3 protein-coding genes are annotated in these 2,358 nt (G+C 52.3%); all 3 read right to left on the reverse strand.

The window, feature by feature from the left end; all coding sequences use genetic code 11:
- On the reverse strand, positions 1-535 hold a 535-nt coding region (locus tag J07HQW2_RS03180), incomplete at its 3' end, for an ATP-binding cassette domain-containing protein (RefSeq protein ID WP_021053878.1).
- Positions 532-1,452 carry an ABC transporter permease gene (locus J07HQW2_RS03185; protein ID WP_021053879.1) on the reverse strand — a complete coding sequence of 307 codons (921 nt, stop codon included), beginning with the start codon at positions 1,450-1,452 and terminating at the stop codon, positions 532-534. The genes J07HQW2_RS03180 and J07HQW2_RS03185, both read right to left, overlap by 4 nt.
- Entirely contained in the window at positions 1,452-2,345 is an 894-nt protein-coding gene (locus J07HQW2_RS03190; RefSeq protein ID WP_048075449.1) for an ABC transporter permease, read from the reverse strand. Before J07HQW2_RS03190 ends, J07HQW2_RS03185 begins: the two co-directional genes overlap by 1 nt.
- Positions 2,346-2,358 lie beyond the last annotated feature (13 nt).

The raw sequence follows: 2,358 nt of genomic DNA on the forward strand, positions 1-2,358 counted from the left end.
TCGGTTCGTCGGCAATAATTAAATCCGGTTCAAGAGCCAGCGCCATCGCAATAGTGACACGCTGGCGCATCCCGCCTGAGAACTCATGAGGATAGTCGTTTGTCCGAGCCGGGTCAAGCCCAACAATCTCAAACACCTCGGTGACGCGCTCATTGATGTCTGGTCTTTGAGCGTCCCTGTGTTTGCTGATTGCCTGTCGGATCTGAGCACCGACGGTCATCACGGGATCCAGCGAATCCATCGCACTTTGAGGGATGTAAGAGATCTCACTCCAACGAATATCCTGCCAATCGCTTTCAGAAAAACCAGTTAGCTCTCGACCTTTGAACCGGACGCTTCCAGACCTGATTTCGCCGTTGTCGTCGAGCAAGCCGAGTGCACTCTTTGCAATAGTTGACTTACCGCAGCCGGATTCACCAACCAATCCGTAGTTATCTTGCTCTGCGATAGAGAAAGACACATTATTTACAGCATGGATGTCCTTTTCTGTCGTTCTGTACACGATTTCAAGATTGTTGACTTCGAGTAAGCTCATTTTTCCTTCGTTTGTAAATCAGGGTTAACTAGTTCCTCGAACGCTCGACCAACAAGGAAGACGGCTGTAGTGACGCCTGCGATACCGAATGCAGGTGGAAGAACCCACCACCATGCAGTCCGCATCGCACCCGCACGGAATACCTGTTCGAGCATCCTACCCCAGGATGTCGTTGTCGGGTCGCCAAAACCCAAGAATGCAAGTGATGCACCGCCAACGATTGACCAACCGAACGCATAGGCAGTGTAGAGAAACCCAATGCCAAGCACGTTCGGTGCGACATGCAGAAACATCGTCCGCAAGTGTCCGGCACCACGAGCACGGGCTGACTTGACGAATGTCCGCTCCTTGACAGTCATAACTTCGGATCGAATTACCCGTGCAGGCATTTTCCAGAGGAACACGACGAGCACGGCAGTGATCAGCCAGATATTCGGTGTCACGAATGATAGGACTACCAGTGCCATCGGCAAGAATGGGAGCGCGAAGGTCAGGTCAGTCAGCCGCATCAGAATCTTATCGACGCGACCGCCGAAATATCCGCTCGTGAGTCCGACGAGAAATCCTAAAACGCCAGTACCCACACCACCGAAGACACCAACAATAATCGTTGGGCGTGCACCTGCAAGGAATTGGCTGAGAACATCTTTACCGAAAGAAGTCGTTCCCAGCGGTGCAGCACTGGAGGGAGCTTCGAGACGCATCATAGATCCGTCAGAACGCATCGTGTGTTCGATTGGGTGGTGTGGTGACAGGTACGGACCGAACAATCCGATGAAAATGAACGTCATGATGATTGCAAAGCCGACCTTCGCTGCGTTGTCCTCTAGGACGACTCTAATTGTACTCTGTGCGCGTGAAAGTTCCGAACATAGTCGACTCTTCGCCGTTTCGATGTCTATTGTGTAGCCTGACATCAAACATCACCTGCCTCGACAGTCGGATCCAGCCGCGCGTATGCGACATCCGCTGTCAGGTTCATAATGATAACCGCCAGTGCCATAATGAATACTGCCGCCTGTACCGTTGGATAATCCTGGTTGAGGATCGCTTGGACGAGGGTACGGCCGATGCCCGGCCACGCAAATACCACTTCCAGAGTAATAACACCCTGGAAGAGCATCCCTGTCCGGAGCGCGAAGTACGTCACCAGTGGAAGTAGTGAGTTCCGTCCCGCCCGCCCCAGTTGTTCCATGTCTGAGAGACCCTTTGCTCGGTGCAGCGTGAGGAACTCAGAGCCCATGCGCTCGACAACGGAGTTACGAGCCAGCATTAGAAAGTCCCCGCTGTAGAAGAGTACTGTCGCCGTGAATGGGAGAATATAGTGTTTCAGGAAGTCTAAAGAGAGATATGTAGCTATGATTCCCTCCGGATTGGCAACCGGGCTTCGCATCCCAAAGGCTGGAAGCCAACCCAGCCCGTAAGAGAAAAAAATGAGTAAGAAGATTCCCGTAACGAAGATTGGCGTTGCGCGGAAGAAAGTCGTTGTAATGATACCGATCTGCTCGAACCACGAACCACGGTTCCAGCCAGCGTACATGCCGGCAAGAGAACTGACGATTGCAGTTGTTATTAGTGCGGGCAAGAGCAATATGAGCGTATTTAGTAATGCTGGACCGATGATCTCACCGACTGGTCGCTGCTGGGTAATCGAAATCCCGAACTGGAATGTGAACAGGTTCTGGACGTACTTCAGATACTGGACCCAGACCGGCTCGTCAAGCCCATACATAGCACGTAATTCTTCTACCTTATCTGGAGTGAGCGCACCAGAGGCGACGAGTCCGCTAAACGGGTCGCTAGGAACAATCGTAGCGTTGCGA

It is taken from the genome of Haloquadratum walsbyi J07HQW2 (genome assembly GCF_000415985.1).
Classification (GTDB): domain Archaea; phylum Halobacteriota; class Halobacteria; order Halobacteriales; family Haloferacaceae; genus Haloquadratum; species Haloquadratum walsbyi_B.